The following is an 18,404-nucleotide window of genomic DNA, read 5'->3' on the forward strand; positions in this document are numbered from 1 at the left end:
ATCGAGCGATTATATCCCCGGAATAAGACTTATAAAAAAAATAGCATTAATTTTAGTGCTATCATTAAGCATACAGTCTGCTATCAACAAGTTAATAATCTAAATTGGGTTCCTATATGAAACGATATATTTTAGCTCTCTTCTTATTACTCTCTTTTTCAGCTTATTCGCAAAACGCCATTGATCATTACAAATATGTTGTGGTGCCCGAGCGGTTTAGTTTCCTTAAGGAAAATGATCAGTATTCATTAAATAGCCTGACTAAGGCGCTTTTAGAGGACAAAGGTTTTACGGTATACTTTGATGATAATGAATTGCCCACTGAAGTGGCTAATAATAAGTGCCAGGCATTGAGTGCAGACGTATTGGAAAAAAGTGGAATGTTTACCACCGGCCTGACACTGTTATTAAAAGATTGCCGGGGAAATATTGTTTTCAAAAGTAAAGAAGGCAAAAGCCGTGAGAAAGATTATAGAGTTGCTTACAATAGTGCTTTAAGGGATGCTTTTACTTCTTTGAATAAAGTTTCGTATGCTGCCAATACAGAATCAACCAAGGAGCCAGCCCAGCCAATACCCACACCTGCTTCGGAGTCGCCTGCAAAATCAACAGGAGCAGTAACTAGTCAGCCGGCCCAGCCAATGACTGCAACACCTGTTTCAGAAACATCTGTAAAATCAACGGCTGTCGAAACCAATCAATCAGCAGGAACTTTATATGCCCAGGTGATCGCTAACGGGTATCAATTAATTGACACTACACCGAAAATAGTTTTAACCCTTTTGAAAACCTCGGAAGAGAATTTTTTTATGGCGAGTAGTGCTACTACTAACGGAATAGTCATAAAAAAGGGCGAAAATTGGTTTTTCGAATACTATAAGGATGGTAAGCTTATTTCTGAAAAATTACCGGTCAAATTTTAACGCGGTCATTGTTGGTGTTGTCAGGAGACTATATTCCTGTTAGACCATGTTCTTATTTGAACTTAAGTGTGACACTTAAAATGGCGGAATAAAAGCGTAATTTCAGACTTCCGACTTCCTTTTCACCATTTCACTGATCCATATCGGCGCAAATGGCGATGTACAGCCTTTTGATACTGGATAATCGCGGTATATCCCCAACCGCTCGCCTATGGCTATGGCCCGATCGCGGTAGACGGGAAAGTTTATCCCTATTTGCGCGAGTGCGGAGTTCATCGTCCATTGTATCTCGGGAGGAGAGCCCGGCATTTCAGATTCGATGCGGTCAAGCAGGGCAGGCATATCCAAACCTTCAGGACTTCTTGCTATCCGCCCGCTGGTGAGGCTCCAGCCTAAGCGGGCGCACATTACATCATCTGATTCAAGCCATTGCTGACGCAATTGTTCTTTGTCGGGGCGTTCCTTAATCACATAGTTGTACAGCCAGTCTATCACCTGAGCAAAGCGTTCGGAACAAACCATTCTCTCTAAATCGGCAGCCGACAATCGTTTGGGCACTATGATGAGCGTAGCCAGGAATCTCGCTTCGATGTTGCCGGTCTCCCATAAAGCGAGAGCCAGCTCATGATCGGTTTTTATTTTTTGGCTCAATGTCCGGATGTCCCCCATTCTCACGCCGAACTGATTGTCGTGGGCTCCATACTTTGTATTATGCCGGCGCATCGTCTCATTCCCGAGCGACTCAAGCCTTGCAAGTATTTCTTCTGCAGTCATGATAATTTGGTTGCGTTTGATCTCCCTAAATTAATGGATTGAAAAAATATTTTATGCGATATTATTATATTGAGCTCGCATGGGCATCAGAAAGCGAGGTCTGCCCCGCTTTTTAATCCGGCCTCATATTTTTCCTTATCAAATTTGTAAAGATATGGTGAGCGGTGAGGCCCGATCTTCCTGGTTTCATCGAGTTTTATAATGATGCCCGTAGCCATTAGGCGTTTGGCGAAATTCCGGTCATCCAGTTGTTTGCCAAGAATGGTCTCGTACAGGCTGTGAATCTCGGGTAAAGTAAATTTTTCTTCGAGCAATTCGTAGCCTATCGGGTAATGGGCAATATGAAGCCGCATGGCTTTTAATGCTTCCTTGATGATCAGTTCATGGTCGAACATTAATGGCGGCAATTCATTTACCGGCCACCACGCACAGTCCGTTTCCGGTTCAGCCTTTTTTACGGTCACTTTTGAAAACTCAGTCAGCGTATAAAAAGCTATTGATACGAAATAGTCAAAGACCCATGAGTCCGCCGGCACTTCAAACCCGGTTAGTTTTGATATTTTTTCAGCAGTAAAGCCATTGTCGGCCACACGCTGTGGATTTCCGAAGGCGCTGAATTTTTGTAAAAACAATCCCTTTAATCCCGTTCGCGCGAAGGCTATTCGCTGAGCTGCTTCTTCAATAGACTCTGTTCTGTTAATATAACCGCCGGTCACTGTCCATTTCTCATCTGCAAAAGGTTGTTGCAGCAAAACCTTTAGTTCCTTTTCATGATACCCGAATATTACATTGTCAACCGACACATTGCGCAAGTAATCGTTGGCAGGGTTAAAAAAGTTGTCGAATAGTTCTTCCGTCATGGGTTTTTTACTGATCCCAAAGTTAATCATTTCTTATTACGTAAAAAATACGTAATAAAATTTGCTTTTGTAAAAAACACAATATATCTTTATTCCGTTCAAATTACGGATTGTATTTAACTTTTTAATCAATAACACATTATGAGAAAACTGACTTTTATTCTTACAGTGGCAATGGCCCTGTTTTTTGGCCTGAATGCAAAAGCACAAACTGCCGATTATTTCCCCGGCAAATGGAACGTTGTTGTTATGGGCACACCTAACGGCGATGCTAAGATGACCTTCGTACTGGAAAGAAAAGATGGCAAACTGGGCGGTGTGGTACAAGATACTACGGGCAAGGAAATGACAAAGATCACCCAGATCGACGAAAAAGACAAAACCATTACCGCCGCGTTTACTATTCAGAGCTACGATGTTTCATTAACATTAGAACCGGTTGATGATGATCATGCAAAAGGCAGCCTGATGGGCATGTTTGATGCGAAAGGTATACGTGTTAAAGAGAATCATTAAGCAGTTAATTCATCAAAACAGGAATGAAGAAATTATTTTTTATGCAGATTGTCGTGGCAGCAACATTGGTTGCCGGGCAATCTGCTTTCGGGCAGGAGAAAGAGCCCCAGTTTGGCAAAGACCCGATCAAAGAGATCGTAAAAAAGATGACGCTGGAAGAAAAAGTGAGGGTAGTAGTGGGAAAGGGCTTTTCTGTTCCGGGCTTAAGTATGGGGGCCGTTGACAATACGCCTGATAAACTGGCAGCGATATCAGGCCATACCATTGCTAACCCCAAATTCGGGATACCATCCATAGGGATGGCCGACGGACCTGCGGGTATTCATAGGTTTGCAATGAGCAAACAGGATTCGGTTGATAATTTATTCTCAACGGCATGGCCAGTGGGTACGCTCCTGGCATCCAGTTGGGATACCGCCATGGTAAAAAAGGTAGGTGTTGCTTTTGGTGAAGAGATAAAAGCTTATGGCATCGACTTTATATTGGGTCCCGGAGTTAATATTCACCGCAATCCGCTGGGGGGAAGAAACTTTGAGTATTATTCTGAAGACCCGCTGGTTTCGGGCACAACAGCTGCTGCTATTATCAACGGTATCCAGTCACAAGGCGTTGGTGCTACTATCAAACACTTTGCAGCCAATAACCAGGAGACCAATCGTAACTCGGTGAATGAAATCATCAGCGAACGTGCATTGCGTGAGATTTATCTGCGAAACTTTGAGATCGCCATAAAAAGATCACACCCCTGGGCGGTGATGAGCTCCTATAATCTGGTCAATGGAACTTATACATCGGAAAGCCGAGACTTACTGACCAAGGTGTTGAGGGAGGATTGGGGTTACAAGGGTTTTGTAATGAGCGACTGGTTTGGTGGCAAAGATGCTGCGGCTCAGATCAATGCCGGGAATAACCTGCTGATGCCGGGAACACCTGCACAGGTAAAAGCAATATTAGAAGCTGTAAAAAGCGGAAAGCTATCGGAAGCTGAAATTGATAAGAATGTGGAGGGTGTTTTGAATGTGTTGGTGCACACGATAACTGCTAAGGGCTATGCTTATCCGAACAAAGCCGACCTGAAAGGTCATGCACAAATATCAAGGGAAGCTGCTGCTGAAAGTATGGTATTGCTGAAAAATAACGAAAATGCCCTGCCTGTCAAAAAGAGTGATGCAACCATTGCCTTATTTGGCAATCATGGCTACGATCTGATAGCTGGTGGAACAGGAAGCGGTGACGTGAATAAACTGTACGCTGTTTCATTGGCAGAAGGATTGACCAATGCCGGATATAAGCTGGATAACGACCTTGCACAGAACTACAAAAATTACCTGGCTGATTATTCATCAAAACATCCGAAGAAACCTTTGCTGCAGGAGCTCATGAATCCGACACCATTTGCGCCTGAATATAAATTTGATTCAGGTAGCGTGGGCCAGAAGGCTGATGCTTCAGATGTCGCGATTATCTATATAGGTAGAAATGCAGGTGAAGGCAATGACCGTAAAGTAGCAAATGATTATGATTTGACAAGTTTGGAAAAAGAAATGATCACAAGTGTTTCTGATGCATTCCATGCAAAACATAAGCCGGTTATTGCTGTGCTGAACATTGGCGGTGTGATGGATGTAACAGCCTTCCGTGACAAGGTTGACGCTATATTGCTGGCTTGGCAACCGGGCGAAGAAGGTGGTAACGCTATTGCAGATGTCTTGAGCGGCAAAGTAAACCCTTCAGGCAAACTAGCAACTACTTTCCCTGCATCTTATAGTGATGTGCCTTCTGCCAAAACCTTCCCGGGTAAGGAGTTCCCTGAAAAAGCAACCATGACCGTTGTGGGCAGATCAGTGCCTGCCGAGGTGACTTACCAGGAAGGAATTTATGTTGGTTACCGTTACTTTAATACCTTTAAAGTAAAACCAGCATACGAGTTTGGCTATGGACTTTCTTACACCAATTTCTCCTACAGTAACCTGACCTTGAGCAGCACGGCTTTTAGTGGCAAGTTAACTGCTACGGTAATCATTACCAATAAGGGATCGGTTGCAGGTAAGGAAGTAGCTGAATTATACCTAAGCGCTCCCCATAAAAGCCTGGATAAACCATCGGAAGAGTTAAAAGGTTTTGCAAAAACCAAAGTACTGAAACCTGGTGAATCACAAACTTTGACGTTTACTCTTGATGCAAAATCTTTGGCCTCTTTTGATACGGCTCAGTCAGCCTGGATAGCGGATGCGGGTGAATACAAGGTCAAAGTAGGCGCTTCAAGTGAGAATATTAAGCTGGAAAAACCATTTAGTCTTGCTACATCAATAACAGTTGAAAAAGTGCACAAGGCTTTGGCTCCACTAGTGAGCATCGATGAGGCGAAAAGCAAATAAGAAAAACTCATTAAATAATTAACTGATCTTTAAGCTTCCCGAATTATTCGGGAAGCTTTTTTTGTTTTTAGTTTCAACGGTGCATTTCGCCCAAATAATACTTTTCCAGCTTATAAAAAGGATAGTTCGTGACAGTTAAGGACAGATAAGGACAGTTGGGAAAAAGTTGTAAATTACCTTAGCAAAAATTATTAATCAACCAATTAACTTAAATTAAATGCAGGTAATATTCGGAGTAATCTTCCATTTTATCGGTGGTTTCGCGTCGGGCAGTTTTTATATCCCTTACAAGAAAGTAAAAGGTTGGGCCTGGGAAAGCTTCTGGATAGTGGGCGGATTATTCTCATGGCTAATTGTCCCACCAATAGCCGCATGGCTTACCATTCCAGGTTTTGTGGATATCATCCGTCAAACAAATGGAAGCGTGCTGGGGCTAACCTATTTCTTCGGCCTGCTGTGGGGCATTGGTGGATTGACTTATGGCCTTGGCGTACGTTACCTCGGCGTTTCGTTAGGCAGCACAATCATATTAGGACTTTGTTCGGTATTTGGTTCTCTGGTGCCTTCGGTTTATTACAGCTTTAATCCAAAAACAGGTAAAGACAACTTCGGGACGCTGCTGCACACCCACTGGGGGCAAATGGTGCTGATAGGGATCATCGTATGTGTTATCGGGATAATAGTCTGCGGCAAAGCAGGAACAATAAAAGAACAGGACCTACGGAATAACCAAGCTGCAGCTGCCGATAATAAGGAATACCATTTTGGCATAGGAATATTTGTAGCTATTGTTTCCGGGGTACTGAGCGCATGCTTCAATTTCGGTATCGAGGCCGGTAAGGACATGGCCGACACAGCTAACCATTTATGGCAAGCTGCACATCCGGGGCAGGGAAATTTCCTGTATCAAAACAATGTTACCTATGTGCCCTTATTATGGGGAGGATTGACCACCAACTTTATCTGGTGTATGATCCTGAACGCGCGCAATAAGACGTTTGATAATTATGCTGATAAGAACACACCGTTACTGAAGAACTATTTATTCTCGGCGTTGGCCGGAACGACCTGGTTTTTGCAGTTTTTCTTCTACGGCATGGGCGAAAGCAAACTGGGTAATGGCGCAAGCTCCTGGATCTTGCACATGGCATTTATCATCCTGGTCGCTAATGCATGGGGATTGCTGCTCAGAGAATGGAAAGGCGTAAGCAGAAAAGCTTTTGCAACGGTAATTGCAGGTATATTAATCATTATTATCTCGGTACTCCTGGTGGGGTACGGCAACTCATTAAAAGCTTAAAATAAATATCTGATATGAAAACAACTGCTGATTTTAAATATGTGAGTTATCTGTGGGATGACGCAGCAGCCGAAAAATTAAATGGCAATGAGGTGGACTTACTGATCTACAGGTCAAACCTGCTGGGGGCCGATCTGCGCCTGACCAATTATGGCGGAGGCAATACCTCTTGTAAAACTATGGCCAGCGATCCGTTGACTGGTGAGGAAACCGAGGTGATGTGGATCAAAGGCTCAGGCGGGGACATAGGAACACTCAAAAAAAGCGGCCTGGCAGCACTATATGTCGACAGATTACGCAGCCTTAAAAATGTATACCGCGGACTGGAGTTTGAAGATGAGATGGTAGAGCTATTCAACCATTGTATTTATGATTTGAACTCAAAGGCCCCGTCAATCGACACACCTTTACATGGATTTTTGCCATTCAAACATATCGATCACCTGCACCCCGATGCAGCTATTGCTATCGCGGCGGCAAAGGATGGGAAGCGCATTACGCAGGAATTATTCAGCGGCAGTATTGGCTGGGTAGACTGGCAGAGGCCGGGCTTTGACCTGGGCTTGAAACTGAGAGAGTGCCTCGACAATAATCCCGGTATCCGGGGCATCATGCTGGGTTCACATGGTTTATTTACCTGGGGCGATACGGCTTATGAAAGCTATATCAATACTTTGGAAGTAATTGAGCGTTGCGCCGCTTACCTGGAAGATAACTATGGTAAAAAAGCTCCCGTATTTGGTGGCAAAAAAATAGAAAGCCTGAGCGAAGCCGGTCGTAAAAAGCAAGCCGCTGCCATAGCGCCAATTCTGCGCGGTTTTTGTTCAAGCGAGCGCCACATGGTTGGTCATTTTACCGATGATCCGCGTGTGCTGGAGTTTATCAACTCAAATGATCTAAATCGACTGGCACCGATGGGAACCAGTTGCCCGGATCACTTCTTGAGAACGAAGATCAGTCCGCTGGTGCTGGAGCTGGAACCGGATGAGGACTTATCAGATGTAAAAGCAATAAAAGAAAAATTGCAACCCGCATTTGAAGCCTACCGGAAGATGTACACAGCATATTACGAAAACTGTAAGCATCCAAACAGTCCGCCTGTACGCGATGCTAATCCGGTAATCATTCTTTATCCGGGTGTGGGTATGTTTTCGTTCTCAAAAGACAAGCAAACCACACGTGTTGCTTCTGAGTTTTATATCAACGCGATCAATGTGATGAAAGGCGCCGAAGCGGTCTCCGAATATACCTCGCTACCTCGGCAGGAAGCATTTGATATTGAATACTGGCTGCTGGAGGAAGCAAAACTGCAGCGTATGCCAAAGCCAAAAGCGTTATCAGGAAGGATCGCCCTGATAACCGGCAGCGCAGGCGGTATAGGTAAAGCGATAGCCAAAAAATTTGTGGAAGAAGGGGCAGTAGTGATCCTGAATGACATGAATGCTGAGCGTCTGGAAGGCGCAGGAGAAGAGTTTAAAAAACAATTTGGTAAAGATTCTTACGCTACAGCAATATTGGATGTGACCAAACAGGATGAAATTGACGAAGCGTTAAACATAGCTGCTTTGGCTTTTGGCGGAGTGGATATTGTGGTAAATAATGCGGGCTTGTCTATCTCCAAATCAATCGGCGACCATACGGAAAAAGATTGGAACCTGCTTTATGATGTACTGGTGAAAGGCCAATTCTTTGTCACCCAGGCAGCTGTTAAAGTAATGCAGAAGCAAGCCATTGGAGGCGATGTGATCAATATCGTCAGCAAAAACGCTTTGGTAAGCGGGCCGAATAATGCCGGGTACGGAAGTGCAAAAGCAGCGCAGCTACACCTAAGCAGGTTAAATGCGGCTGAATTAGGCGCTGATGGTATCCGCGTAAATGTAGTAAACCCAGATGCGGTGATTAGTGATAGCAATATCTGGGCAGGTGGCTGGGCCGAAGGTCGTGCTAAAGCTTATGGGGTTACGGTTGAAGAATTACCGGCTTATTATGCTAAACGCACTTTGCTTAACCAGGTAATTCTTCCTCAGGATATAGCCAATGCATGTTTTGCTTTTGTCGGTGGCTTGCTCGATAAATCAACCGGAAATGTATTGAATGTTGACGGCGGCGTGGCAATGGCATTTGTAAGATAACAATCGAACCAATTATGAAACTGGAGAAGGACCATATTGACGAACATAATCATCAGCTTACGGCGGATCACAAACGCAAATTTGAATTTGTTGCTGACGGGCTGAAAAATGTAGACGCCGTATTGCAAAAGTTGATTGCTTTCAGCATTGCGATCCCTAGCTGGGCATTGGGCACAGGCGGTACCCGTTTTGGACGTTTTTCCGGCGGTGGCGAACCGCGTAGCTTAGAAGAGAAGATCAGTGACGTAGGTTTAATTCATGCCCTAAACCGGTCGAGCAATTCTATCTCTTTGCATATTCCATGGGATATTCCAGAAAATGCATCAACCATTAAAGCATTGGCTTCACATTATGGATTGCATTTTGATGCCGTAAATTCCAATACTTTCCAGGATCAACCGGACCAGGAACTCAGCTATAAATATGGCTCGTTGAACCATGTGGATAAGGCCGTACGCCAGCAGGCCATTGAACATAATATCCAGGTGATTAAATATGGTGTTGAGCTTGATTCAAAAGCTTTGTCTGTTTGGTTATCAGATGGTTCGAATTTTCCCGGTCAGTTGAATATGCGGGGTGCCTTTGAGCGGACCTATGATAGTCTGCAACAGATTTATGCTGCTTTGCCTGGTGACTGGAAAATGTGGGTGGAGTATAAACCTTACGAACCTAACTTTTACTCAACTACCATTGGCGACTGGGGGCAATCTTATCTTTTGTCATCCAAATTGGGTAACAAGGCCCAAACACTGGTCGACCTCGGGCATCATTTACAGGGCGCTAATATTGAGCAGATAGTCGCCCTGCTTTTAATGGAGGGGAAACTGGCAGGCTTCCATTTCAACGATTCAAAATACGGTGATGACGACCTGACGGTTGGCAGCATCAATCCTTATCAGCTGTTCCTTATCTTTAATGAACTGGTGGAAGGTATGGATGCCAGAGGCATGAATCACGCAACAGGTATTGGCTGGATGATCGATGCATCACACAATATAAAAGACCCGATAGAAGACCTGCTACAATCCGTGGAAGCCATAAAAATTGCCTATACACAAGCACTATTGGTTGACCAGGTTGCTCTAAAGCAAGCACAACAAAAAAACGACGTGGTGCAGGCGCAGGAAATTTTACAGCACGCTTATCGTACCGATGTGCGCCCATTAGTGGCACAAGCGCGTTTATTGGCAGGCGGGGCTTTGCAGCCTTTATCACTTTTCAGAAAGCTGGCTGTTCGCGACAACCTGATCAAAGAAAGAGGGCTGAAAACTATCGCAACCGGATTGTAATGAAGGCTGTACCCGTCATAGCTGTATTTGATGTAGGCAAGACGAACAAGAAAATATTCCTGTTCGATGAGCATTACCAGATAGTTTATGAAAGATCGGCCCGTTTTATCGAGACGGTGGACGAGGACGGATTTTCTTGCGAAAACCTGGAAAGTTTACGGCTGTCCGTATTTGATTCACTAAGCACAATATTCCGGCTAAAGGAGTTTGTGGTTAAGGCTGTCAACTTTAGCGCTTACGGTGCGAGCCTGGTTTATGTGGATGAAGAAGGCAAACCGCTAACGCCACTGTATAATTATCTGAAACCATTCCCGGCTGAGCTAAGCAAACAACTTTACGCTAAATATGGCGGCGGAGATCAGTTTGCTTCTGAGACGGCATCACCTATTTTAGGCAGCTTAAATTCGGGCCTTCAGCTCTACAGGTTGAAAATGGAGCAACCGAATATATTCAAGAAGTTAAAATACGCGCTGCACCTGCCTCAATATCTGAGTTCGCTAATATCAGGTCAATATTATTCAGATATCACCAGTATCGGCTGTCATACTGCTTTGTGGGATTTTAACAGCAAACGTTATCATGAGTGGGTCGAAAAAGAGGGGTTGTCCTTAAAACTAGCGCCTATCAAAAAGCCTGATGAGTGCTTAAAGGCTGTTTTTCCGGGTACCAATTATTGCGTAGGTATTGGTTTGCACGATAGCTCGGCAGCACTTATTCCATACCTGGTAAGCTTTAATGAACCGTTTATCCTGATCTCCACAGGCACATGGTGTATTAGCATGAATCCGTTCAATCACACGCCATTAACCCAAAACGAATTGCAGAACGATTGCTTGTGCTATCTGCAATACCAGGGTAAGCCAGTCAAGGCGTCGAGGTTATTTGCGGGGAATGAACATGAACAACAGGTCAAGCGCATTGCCGAGCATTTTAACCAGGACCCGATCAGGTTCCGAACGATGACATTTGACCCTGAAGTGATTAACCTATTGCAGCAATCTATTCAGCAAAACAAGCATTCGGATACATTTTCGAAAGAATCCGTTTTTAAGGACAGGGATTTAACTATTTTTAGCGACGAAATTGAAGCCTATCACCAGCTGGTCCTCGACCTGATACATCAACAGGTATATTCAACGAGGCTGGTGCTGAAAGGTACATTTGTGAAGCGGATTTTTGTTGACGGCGGTTTTAGTAAAAATGCAGTGTATATGAACTTACTGGCGAACGCCTTTCCTGATATCGAAGTGTTTGCGGCCTCCATGGCCCAGGCAACGGCATTGGGCGCGGCACTGGCCATTCATAAATCGTGGAACTATAAACCTATACCGGGCGACATCATCGAACTGAAATATTATGCGCAAAGCAAGCCTGTAACCAAATGACTGTCGGCCTTTTTATCCCCTGTTACATAGACCAGTTTTATCCCGGCGCTGCAATAGCTACTTTACAATTACTTGAGAAGCTTGGTGTGAAGGTGGTTTATCCGCCTAAACAAACCTGTTGCGGACAGCCGATGGCAAACTCAGGTTATGAGCATCTGACAACCGGTTGCAATGAGCTTTTTATAGATAATTTTTCTGAGTTTGATTATATCGTATCACCCTCAGGTAGTTGCATCCTGCATATAAAAGATCATTTGCATTCTGAAGGCAGGGAAAACGAGGCGGCACAAGTAAGACGTAAAGTTTACGAGTTGACCGAGTTTCTGACAGATGTTTTAAAGGTTGATCACCTAGATGCGGTGTTCCCGTATAAAGTCGGCTTGCATCAGAGCTGTCACGGTCAGCGTGGACTTAAAATATCGCAAATGACTGAACTTGTTGCTGAACCTTTTTCCAAGCCCGTCCAGTTGCTCAATATGGTGAAAGGAATTGAATTGATCCCCCTGAGCCGCCAGGATGAATGCTGTGGATTTGGCGGGACGTTTTGCGTGGCAGAAGAAGCGGTTTCAGTAAAAATGGGGGTTGATCGGGTTTCGGATCATCTGGAGCATGGTGCCGAATATATTACCGGCGCTGATATGTCCTGCCTGATGCATATGGAAGGAATTTTAAGAAGACAGGGCAGTAAGGTGAAAGTGCTGCATATTGCGGAAATATTAAATTCATCAGTCCAATGAGTACGATGCCGACAAAAGATCACGCCGAACTAGCCGGGCAATTCAATGCCGATGAAAACCGCGTCGACTGGCATGATGAAACTTTATGGTGGATCCGCCAAAAGCGCGATAAGGCAGTAAATCAATTGCCTGAATGGGAACTGCTTAGAGAAACGGCTTCTAAAATAAAAGAGCATGTACTTTCAAATCTTGGAAATTACCTGGAAGCATTTGAGGCTAATGCTTTGGCAAACGGCGTCACCGTTCATTGGGCCGCAGACGCAAAGGAGCATAACGAAATAGTACACCAGATTATTAAGAATCATGGCGTTAACCGCATGGTGAAAAGTAAATCCATGCTGACGGAAGAATGCCATCTAAATGAATACCTGGCTGAAAATGGTATTGAAGTAATTGATTCAGATTTAGGTGAGCGCATTGTGCAACTGGCAAAAGAACCGCCAAGCCATATCGTATTGCCTTGTATTCATAAAAAGAAAGAAGAAATAGGCGACCTGTTCCATGAGCACCTTGGCACACCCGCCGGGGTTTCTGACCCCCAGATTTTGACCGAAACCGCGCGCCAGCACCTTCGTGAAGTATTTCTTACGCGGAAAATAGCGCTTACGGGAGTAAACTTCGCCGTTGCCGAAACAGGTGAGTTTGTAGTTTGCACCAACGAAGGCAATGCCGATATGGGCGCGCATTTATCCGAAGTTCATATTGCCAGCATGGGCATCGAGAAGATCATACCTAAACGCGAACATTTGGGCGTATTTTTAAGATTGCTTACCCGCAGTGCAACAGGTCAACCCATCACGACCTACTCAAGCCATTATAAAAGGCCACGATCCGGTCAGCAAATGCATATCGTGATTGTAGATAATGGCCGGAGCGTCCAATTAGGTAGAAAGGATTTCCGCAATTCGCTTAAATGCATACGTTGCGGTGCTTGTATGAATACTTGTCCGGTTTATCGGCGTAGCGGGGGACACAGTTATCACAACGCCATCAGCGGACCGATTGGTTCTATACTGGCACCCAATCTGGATATGGAAAAATATGCCGATCTGCCTTTTGCTTCTACGCTGTGCGGATCATGCTCCAATGTTTGTCCTGTGAAAATTGATATTCACGACCAGTTATATAAATGGCGCCAGGTAATTGTTAAGGCCGGGTACACAACTAAGGCCAAAACCGCAAGCATGAAGATGATGCAATGGACGCTTTCTTCGCCGGGAATCTACCATGTGGCAGGCAAAGCCGGAAGAATGGTGATGAAATATGCGCCTTTTGCAGTCAACAATGCTTTGAACCCATGGTATAAACAGCGGGATATGCCAAAACCGCCAGCAGAATCTTTTGATGAATGGTATAAAAAGAACAGGGGGAAGAAATGAGCAGCAGAGGGAAGATATTATCAGCCGTTCGGGCAAATCAACCTGAATTGAGAGCATTGCCGGATGTCGAACCGCTTAAAGCCTACAGTAGCCAGGAGAATCTGTTAGGCCAATTAACGACCGTTGCCACAAATATTGGTGCCAAAGTATATGAAATTAAAAACTTGGACGAAGTAAAAACGGTCATCCAAAATAATTTCGGATCAGGTAAAAGATTAGTTTCCACTTTATCTGAACTAGGTGATATTGCCGATACAAATGAATATTTAAGTGATTTGCCGGTGCAGTTAGCCGATGTCGAACTTGCAATATTGCAGTCCGGTCTGGCCGTGGCAGAAAATGGCGCAATTTGGATCACTGAAGATCAAATGGGACAAAGGGTTTTACCTTTCATAACCCAGCATCTGGCTATAGTAGTTAAAACAAAAAACATAGTTGCAACTATGCACGATGCCTACGGTTCTATCGGTATTACCACGCAAGGGTTTGGGGCTTTTATAGCAGGGCCTTCAAAAACAGCTGATATAGAGCAGTCATTAGTGATAGGGGCGCATGGTCCGCGGAGTATGAGCCTTTTTCTACTCAGCGAAGATTAAAGCGAATTCCTGCCGGTAACTTTAAAAGGAATAGCAATATGCGCAGTCGAATTGGTTAAAACCAGCTCTGCAGTTTTCTGACCCATCAATTCAAAGTCCGTTGAAATCGTAGTTATCCCATCCAGGATGATCTTTTTTAACGGGGTTTCATTGTAAGAGATCACCCCCACATCCTTGCCTACTTTTAATTTGGCCGCAATGATCTTTTCAATCAACTCCACAAGATGGTCCTCCATTACATTGATATAAGCTATTCCTTTTGAAACTTTTTCTTCTTCTAAAGAATAAATCACCTCGTAATCAAAGGCGTATTGCCGGCAGAAATTTAAAAAGCCAGAGAGTATTTCTTTTGGATAATAGGAGCTCTCCGGAAATATGATCTTCAACGTATGGTATTTACCCAGTTTGCCGAGCAGTTTTTCAAGAGCTTCGTAAATATCCTTCTCAAAGCTTTCGTATACAGCACCAAACTGACCCGTAACACCAGACTCCAGCTTATCCATCAAAATCAGTTTATCCTTCGGGATGGTGTTAATCACTTCGTTGGCCCGCTCGGTATTCTCCATAAAGTGCGGGATGATCACAAATTTGGAGTAGTTGTTGATCTTGTCCACAATCAGCTTTTTAAAGACGCTGAAATCGTTATTATAGATATAAAAGTCGATTGCCGCATTATGCCCTAATGTCGCGGCAAAAGCATCATACATAATCTTTTTATGGCTGCTAAGCTTATTGAACAACAAAAGCACTTTTACCGGCTGGCTGAAATTGGTGTTCGCTATAAAATAACCTTTACCTGCAACCGACTTTATTACACCCGCTTTCTTTAATTCGGTATAAGCTCTTTCGATAGTATTCCGGGAAGTATCCAAGGCCACACAGAAATCGTTGATGGACGGAAGAATATCATCCTTCTCAATCTTCCCTGATTCGATACCCCTCAAAATAGAGTTGATTAGCTGCAAATATTTAGGGGTGATGGAATACTCATCTATCTCAACAATCTTCAGATAATTCTTCATAATTGGCTTACAGATACAAACATAGTTTTTTATTTCAGAAATCATTCTCAGGGTCAGACAGTTCAGGATAGTTCAGGACAGTTCAGGACAGTTGGGGAGAGCTGAGGATAGTTAAGCAATTGGTTTAAAATACATTTGATTATTGTGTCAATCTGACGCACTCGATACATAGCCAATTAAACCAACTAAACTAATTAAACCAGGAGCACCGCTCCCTCAATTAACAACTATGAGAAAGATCTACAATCATCCCGGTAGAAAGTGGGCACCGATTTTGGCCCTGCTTATGCTTCAATTAATTTCCCTCAAAGCCTCGGCTCAAAAATTAAGCGTAACTGGTACGGTGAAAGACGAGAAAGGCATTTCGATGCCCGGAGTTACTGTATCAGTAAAAGGTACACAGCAGGGTATAAGTACCGATAATAATGGTAAATACAGTATTTCGGTGGCTGAAAACGGGACTTTGATTTTCAAATTTGTCGGATATACGATAAAAGAAGTCGCAGTAAAGAGCCGCTCTGTTATCGATGTGTCGCTTGTACCTGAATCAAGCAATTTAAATGAATTGATCGTAACAGGGGTGTTCGATAAGCGGACAGCGCAAAACTCATCCATTGCTATTTCATCAATAACAGCGGCACAGATAGAGAAGCAAGCGCCTGTGAGTGGTGCTGACCTGCTGAAGAATATTCCCGGCGTTTATGTTAACTCCTCATTAGGTGAGATCAGGAACACGGTTTATTCACGCGGCGTGTCTGTAGGGTCAAATGATGGCGCCTCAGGTTATTACTATGTTTCATTGCAGGAAGACGGTTTGCCGGTAACTAACGCCACTTTTGGCAACTACGGTCCCGATTACTTTTATCGCCCTGATGCAACCTTAGGTAAATTAGAGGCAGTGCGTGGTGGTACTGCATCTATCTTGGGTAACAACGCACCAGGTGGTATATTCAACTATATTTCTAAAACCGGAGGCCAGACTTTTCAAGGAGAATTTAGAGCCAAAGTTGGTCTCGAAGGAGACGGTCAAAACCCTTTTTACAGAGGCGACCTTAATTTGGGAGGCCCTTTAAGCGCCGACAAAACCTGGACTTATGATGTAGGCGGTTTTTACCGTTACAGCACGGGAGCAAAGGATCCCGGCTATCCGCTTAACAAAGGTGGCCAGATTAAAGGCAATATTTATAAAAAATATAAAACAGGTTCATTGAAAATTTATGGTAAATATTTGAATGATCATAATGGCTGGTTTGAGTTTACACCAACGCTTAGCTTCACTAATCCTAAACCGGCACCAGGTTTCACTGAAACATCTTCAGTGTTAATCCCTGCCGTTTCAGTACAAGTTCCAATTAACAATACAGGAACTGATACTTATAATTCAACTAATCTAATACACTCTGTCGACAAATCTGTAGGGGCTAACTGGACACAGCATCTGGATAGTAGTCTCACTTTTAATAATGCCATAAGGTATTCGTCTAAAAACGCCAACTGGAATACAACTGCTGTTGTTTACCCGGTAGCGCTTAATGATCTGGTTACTTATGCCATATTAGGTACATTGGGCCGGCCGGGCACCTATAATTTTACCAATGCACGGACAGGTGCCACTTTGGGTACGGTCAATTCTGTTTCAGGTTATGACTTTACGGTAACCAACAGCAATTTCCCAGGCTCAGCTGTTTCTCCCAATTCATTATTTTTTGAGCCTTTATTTTATGTCAAAAACAAATCGAATGAGTTGTTAGATCAATTCGCTTTTAGCAAGACGCTCAAAAATATGAGCTTTACGTTGGGCGGGTTTTATGGGTACAGCCAGGTTGATAACCAGAATGGTATTATGGGTTTAGGACTGGGAACTATCCAAAATCATCCGGACCTGGTGAATTTAACGATCACTAACCAGGGGCAAACCTACCAGATCACCAACCCTAATGGCATTACGGGGTTAGGTGGCGGTGGTGTAGCAGATAATCATGCAGACCAAAGCCAAATGGCCTTTTATTTTGGACATAACTGGCAGATTATACCGGACTTAAACCTTGATTATGGCGTAAGATTCGAATCTATGCATGTAAAAGGTTTTGCAGCGCCAAGCGTTGCTAACCCTCAGGCGAGCGACCCTTCCTATGGCGGTGCTGATGGTAACCCGCTTACTATTTACGATAATGCAGGCGGCACACTAGGCACACATTATAGCTTTGACAAAAGAGTTAATACATTTTCTTATTCCGCAGGATTGAATTACAAGCTATCAAGTAATATCGCCTTCTATGGCCGCTACTCGTTGGGTAACAAAGCGCCCGATCTGAGCACCTATTTTGCGGCTAATACTGCATTTACTTCGGCTAATCTGGTTGCTCCGGCACAGCACGTCAGCCAGGCTGAGGCAGGTATAAAAATTACCGATCGCAATTTTGCCCTGTTCGCAACACCTTTCTATAGCGTTTTAAGTAACGTACCCAACGTACAAACCTTTACCAGTGCAGACAATGTAACCTTCTACTCTCCACCACTTGAGTATGAGAAGATCAGAACATACGGTATAGAGCTGGAGAGCCACGTGGATTTTAGCAGAAACTTTAGTGTAAAAGCAGTTGCTACGCTCCAGAATTCAAAAGCGCTAACCTATAAGGTTTGGATCGCCAACGCCAATGGTCCGTCGGATGATATACTTGCAGATTATTCAGGAAACCGTGCCGATAACAGCGCAAACATGATTCTGAATGTAACGCCTTCTTATAATGTTGGAAAGTTTTTCTCTTTCATTACCTGGCAATATATGGGCTCAAGGGAAGCCAATGTGGCCAACGCTTTTTTGCTGCCTGCATTCAGCCAGTTTAACCTGGGAGCGGGGTATGACTTCACTAAAAAATTGCAGGTTAGTGTAAACATCAACAATATATTAGACAAGTATGGAGTGATGAGCTGGTCGAGACCGGGAACATTCTTAGCGGCATTAGATCGCGAGGGCTATACCAAGGCAATGTATCAGGCAGATGTAGCCGCAAATAAGCCCTATTCAACTATCGCTATACCGCCAAGAGCTTATTTCCTTACCCTTACATATAAATTCTAATCAAGACAGTTAAGGACAGTTAAAATACGCA

Annotated in this window: 14 protein-coding genes; 11 read left to right on the plus strand and 3 right to left on the minus strand. The window is 43.9% G+C overall.

Going from position 1 to position 18,404, the window contains the following annotated elements:
* Positions 1 to 116: 116 nt before the first annotated feature.
* Entirely contained in the window at positions 117 to 923 is an 807-nt protein-coding gene (locus tag Q3A68_RS13300) for a hypothetical protein (RefSeq protein ID WP_302901588.1), read from the plus strand.
* 102 nt (positions 924 to 1,025) lie between these two features.
* Here the strand turns inward: Q3A68_RS13300 and Q3A68_RS13305 are convergent, their stop codons facing one another.
* Positions 1,026 to 1,697, minus strand: coding sequence for a DNA alkylation repair protein (locus Q3A68_RS13305; RefSeq protein WP_302901589.1), 672 nt, complete (start codon positions 1,695 to 1,697; stop codon positions 1,026 to 1,028).
* A gap of 86 nt (positions 1,698 to 1,783) precedes the next feature.
* On the minus strand, positions 1,784 to 2,557 hold the full coding sequence (locus tag Q3A68_RS13310; protein WP_302901590.1) for an NUDIX hydrolase: 774 nt from the start codon (positions 2,555 to 2,557) through the stop codon (positions 1,784 to 1,786).
* Between the two features lie 141 nt (positions 2,558 to 2,698).
* On the opposite strand from Q3A68_RS13310, the gene Q3A68_RS13315 reads away from it, so the two are divergent.
* From Q3A68_RS13315 to Q3A68_RS13355, 9 genes are all read left to right on the plus strand, one after another.
* Positions 2,699 to 3,073 (plus strand): hypothetical protein, encoded by a 375-nt coding sequence (locus Q3A68_RS13315; RefSeq protein WP_302901591.1) that lies wholly within the window; start codon positions 2,699 to 2,701, stop codon positions 3,071 to 3,073.
* A gap of 23 nt (positions 3,074 to 3,096) precedes the next feature.
* The gene (locus Q3A68_RS13320; protein WP_302901592.1) at positions 3,097 to 5,451 is read left to right on the plus strand and encodes a beta-glucosidase family protein; all 2,355 of its coding nucleotides are present in this window, start codon (positions 3,097 to 3,099) and stop codon (positions 5,449 to 5,451) included.
* A gap of 217 nt (positions 5,452 to 5,668) precedes the next feature.
* Entirely contained in the window at positions 5,669 to 6,751 is a 1,083-nt protein-coding gene (rhaT, locus tag Q3A68_RS13325) for an L-rhamnose/proton symporter RhaT (protein WP_302901593.1), read from the plus strand.
* Positions 6,752 to 6,765: 14 nt separating this feature from the next.
* Positions 6,766 to 8,883 (plus strand): bifunctional aldolase/short-chain dehydrogenase, encoded by a 2,118-nt coding sequence (locus tag Q3A68_RS13330; RefSeq protein ID WP_302901594.1) that lies wholly within the window; start codon positions 6,766 to 6,768, stop codon positions 8,881 to 8,883.
* Between the two features lie 14 nt (positions 8,884 to 8,897).
* Positions 8,898 to 10,172 (plus strand): sugar isomerase, encoded by a 1,275-nt coding sequence (locus Q3A68_RS13335; RefSeq protein ID WP_302901595.1) that lies wholly within the window; start codon positions 8,898 to 8,900, stop codon positions 10,170 to 10,172.
* Complete coding sequence (locus Q3A68_RS13340; RefSeq protein ID WP_302901596.1) at positions 10,172 to 11,557, plus strand: FGGY-family carbohydrate kinase; 1,386 nt, start codon at positions 10,172 to 10,174, stop codon at positions 11,555 to 11,557. The genes Q3A68_RS13335 and Q3A68_RS13340 overlap by 1 nt, the downstream gene beginning before the upstream one ends.
* Positions 11,554 to 12,294 carry a (Fe-S)-binding protein gene (locus Q3A68_RS13345; RefSeq protein WP_302901597.1) on the plus strand — a complete coding sequence of 247 codons (741 nt, stop codon included), beginning with the start codon at positions 11,554 to 11,556 and terminating at the stop codon, positions 12,292 to 12,294. The genes Q3A68_RS13340 and Q3A68_RS13345 overlap by 4 nt, the downstream gene beginning before the upstream one ends.
* A 5-nt stretch (positions 12,295 to 12,299) precedes the next feature.
* Positions 12,300 to 13,673, plus strand: a complete 1,374-nt coding sequence (locus Q3A68_RS13350) for a lactate utilization protein B (protein ID WP_302901626.1) — start codon at positions 12,300 to 12,302, stop codon at positions 13,671 to 13,673.
* Positions 13,670 to 14,269 carry a LutC/YkgG family protein gene (locus Q3A68_RS13355; RefSeq protein WP_302901598.1) on the plus strand — a complete coding sequence of 200 codons (600 nt, stop codon included), beginning with the start codon at positions 13,670 to 13,672 and terminating at the stop codon, positions 14,267 to 14,269. Before Q3A68_RS13350 ends, Q3A68_RS13355 begins: the two co-directional genes overlap by 4 nt.
* Here the strand turns inward: Q3A68_RS13355 and Q3A68_RS13360 are convergent.
* The gene (locus Q3A68_RS13360) at positions 14,266 to 15,291 is read right to left on the minus strand and encodes a GntR family transcriptional regulator (RefSeq protein WP_302901599.1); all 1,026 of its coding nucleotides are present in this window, start codon (positions 15,289 to 15,291) and stop codon (positions 14,266 to 14,268) included. The two genes, Q3A68_RS13355 and Q3A68_RS13360, sit on opposite strands and share 4 nt — an antisense overlap.
* 229 nt (positions 15,292 to 15,520) lie before the next feature.
* On the opposite strand from Q3A68_RS13360, the gene Q3A68_RS13365 reads away from it, so the two are divergent.
* On the plus strand, positions 15,521 to 18,373 hold the full coding sequence (locus Q3A68_RS13365; protein WP_302901600.1) for a TonB-dependent receptor: 2,853 nt from the start codon (positions 15,521 to 15,523) through the stop codon (positions 18,371 to 18,373).
* Positions 18,374 to 18,404 lie beyond the last annotated feature (31 nt).

Source organism: Mucilaginibacter tolerans, from assembly GCF_030519375.1.
Lineage (GTDB): Bacteria > Bacteroidota > Bacteroidia > Sphingobacteriales > Sphingobacteriaceae > Mucilaginibacter.

Bases quoted from the DNA above. Each gene is read 5' to 3' on its own strand.
- Q3A68_RS13300 (WP_302901588.1), top strand. From the start codon at position 117: ATGAAACGATATATTTTAGCTCTCTTCTTATTACTCTCTTTTTCAGCT.
- Q3A68_RS13305 (WP_302901589.1), bottom strand. From the start codon at position 1,697: ATGACTGCAGAAGAAATACTTGCAAGGCTTGAGTCGCTCGGGAATGAG.
- Q3A68_RS13310 (WP_302901590.1), bottom strand. From the start codon at position 2,557: ATGACGGAAGAACTATTCGACAACTTTTTTAACCCTGCCAACGATTAC.
- Q3A68_RS13315 (WP_302901591.1), top strand. From the start codon at position 2,699: ATGAGAAAACTGACTTTTATTCTTACAGTGGCAATGGCCCTGTTTTTT.
- Q3A68_RS13320 (WP_302901592.1), top strand. From the start codon at position 3,097: ATGAAGAAATTATTTTTTATGCAGATTGTCGTGGCAGCAACATTGGTT.
- rhaT (WP_302901593.1), top strand. From the start codon at position 5,669: ATGCAGGTAATATTCGGAGTAATCTTCCATTTTATCGGTGGTTTCGCG.
- Q3A68_RS13330 (WP_302901594.1), top strand. From the start codon at position 6,766: ATGAAAACAACTGCTGATTTTAAATATGTGAGTTATCTGTGGGATGAC.
- Q3A68_RS13335 (WP_302901595.1), top strand. From the start codon at position 8,898: ATGAAACTGGAGAAGGACCATATTGACGAACATAATCATCAGCTTACG.
- Q3A68_RS13340 (WP_302901596.1), top strand. From the start codon at position 10,172: ATGAAGGCTGTACCCGTCATAGCTGTATTTGATGTAGGCAAGACGAAC.
- Q3A68_RS13345 (WP_302901597.1), top strand. From the start codon at position 11,554: ATGACTGTCGGCCTTTTTATCCCCTGTTACATAGACCAGTTTTATCCC.
- Q3A68_RS13350 (WP_302901626.1), top strand. From the start codon at position 12,300: ATGCCGACAAAAGATCACGCCGAACTAGCCGGGCAATTCAATGCCGAT.
- Q3A68_RS13355 (WP_302901598.1), top strand. From the start codon at position 13,670: ATGAGCAGCAGAGGGAAGATATTATCAGCCGTTCGGGCAAATCAACCT.
- Q3A68_RS13360 (WP_302901599.1), bottom strand. From the start codon at position 15,291: ATGAAGAATTATCTGAAGATTGTTGAGATAGATGAGTATTCCATCACC.
- Q3A68_RS13365 (WP_302901600.1), top strand. From the start codon at position 15,521: ATGAGAAAGATCTACAATCATCCCGGTAGAAAGTGGGCACCGATTTTG.